Source organism: Ruegeria sp. AD6 (assembly GCF_056542325.1).
Genome location: NZ_JBQFZQ010000029.1, coordinates 1 through 2024, shown reverse-complemented (window position 1 = coordinate 2024; position 2024 = coordinate 1). Strand labels below are relative to the sequence as shown.

Genomic DNA, 2024 nt, shown 5'->3' with positions numbered 1-2024 from the left:
GAATCTGCCCTTTATGCGCGTGTGTAAGAGGATCGAAACGTTATGTATGATATGCTCCGGTGCGCACCTATGTAACGTAGCCCTATGTAAAGGCGGCGTGAATATCGCTTATTTACAAGCCTCCGATGGGGGAAACCATTGATCGCCGTCGAAAAAGATATCCGTATCCTGTCATCCTTTTGGGAATTTTTTGGTCAAGAAGCGGTTGCTCGTTCCACAGGGATAAATGATTGGTTAACCCGTAGACTATTAGTTTATGACAACCCAAACTTTGGCGGTGCAGCGAATGTCGGCAATGCGGGCTGCGCTGCAGCGTTCCGAAGTGTCCGTCATCGAATGATTTGGAACACGAGCGTTTGATTGGCTTAGGAGGATCAGGCTCGCCGCAGTTTCAATCTACGCCGCGTTCTGATGATGCAGCAAGCGGCGTTTCTGGATTGTCTGGTGTTTGATTTCCTTTCTGCGTCTGAGGATTGTTTCGGCTCGACCGAAATAGACATCGGCGGGTGTCAGATTGCTGATGCTCTCGTGGTATCGGTTGTGGTTGTAGTGATTGATGAAGTCGCCGATGGCCTGTTCGAGCGCTCCTGGCAGATAGTAGTTTTCCAGCAGGACACGGTTCTTCATCGTCTGATGCCATCGCTCAATCTTGCCCTGGGTCTGCGGATGGTTGGGCGCTCCCCGAACATGATCCATACCCTGCTCATCCAGCCATTTCGCCAACTCGCCAGAGATGTAACTGCTGCCGTTGTCGCTGAGCAGCCGGGGCTTGTGGGCAACGGTGACACTGTCACAACCTGATGCAGCCAAAGCGTCTTCCAGCGTTCCTGTGACATCGTCAGCTTTCATCGTGGTGCAAAGGCGCCAAGAGACAACGTAACGGCTGTAATCATCCAGGATCGTAGACAGGTAGAACCAGCCCCAACCGATGACTTTGAGATAGGTGAAGTCGGTCTGCCAAAGCTGGTTCGGCCGCACAGTCTTCTCATGGAATTCATCCGCCGCTTTGATGGTGATGCAGGCTGGGCTAGTGATCAGATCTTGTGCCTTCAGAAGCCTGTAAACACTGGCCTCAGAAACGAAGTAGCGCCTGGTGTCGGTGAACCGCACCGCAAGCTCGCGGGGCGATAACTCGGGTTCTTCCAGAGCCAGTTCCACGATCTGCTTGCGCACCTTGTCGGGGATGCGGTTCCAAACCCTACCTGGCCGGGAATGGCGATCCTCAAGCCCGGCCTCGCCGAAAGACAGATACCTGTCGTACCAGCGGTAGAAGGTCGTTCTGGGAATGCCGAGCTTTTCCAGTGTGCGTTTGATCGGCAGGTGCGAACCGTCAACCAGCCGGATGATCTCAAGCTTTTCGGATGCGGGATATCTCATTCGTCGTCTCCCCCATCCTCGAACATGCTTTTTTTGAGCAGCCGGTTCTCAAGGGTCAGGTCGGCGACTACCTCTTTCAGCGCCGACGATTCCGCTCTCAAATCCTTCACCTCAGAGCTGGTAGCCTGGCGTGCGGTATCGCCAGCCAACCGCTTCTTACCGGCCTCAAGGAACTCTTTCGACCAGCTGTAATACAGGCTCGTAGCTATTCCTTCACGGCGACACAGCTCCGCTATGCTGTCTTCACCACGAAGCCCATCCAACACAATACGGATCTTCTCCTCTGCCGAATGCTGGCGCCGTGTCTTCCTGCGGATGTCTTTGACAACTCTCTCTGCTGACGCTTTCTGTTTCCCGGATTTCATTCTCATCTCCACTCTCTGATGGTTACGATGAGCCTGAAATCCTCCGCTACGCAATCAACCTAGTCTGTTCCATGGGTGCTGATGGCGGACAGTTTGCGATTGGGCAGAGCCGGATTGAGAGGACCGAGGTAGCCATTCGCATCGGCGGTTTAACCGTATCCGCTGAGCCGACGGCTAAAGATCGCGCGTAAAGGGTGGATTCGACCTTATGCGGACAGCTTTGGCTGGACCAAGAACAGTTTGTTTGCGCTGACAGCAAGAGGCGCTTGCCCGGTTCTTCGC

1 protein-coding gene is annotated in these 2024 nt (G+C 54.1%); it reads right to left on the bottom strand.

Annotated elements, in window-relative coordinates; translation table 11 throughout:
• Positions 1 to 396 precede the first annotated feature (396 nt).
• A protein-coding gene (locus tag ACR0KJ_RS19400; RefSeq protein WP_170717543.1) for an IS3 family transposase occupies positions 397 to 1748 on the bottom strand; the annotation gives its coding sequence in 2 pieces (ribosomal slippage) (positions 397 to 1412 and positions 1412 to 1748; 1353 coding nt in all).
• Positions 1749 to 2024: the final 276 nt, after the last annotated feature.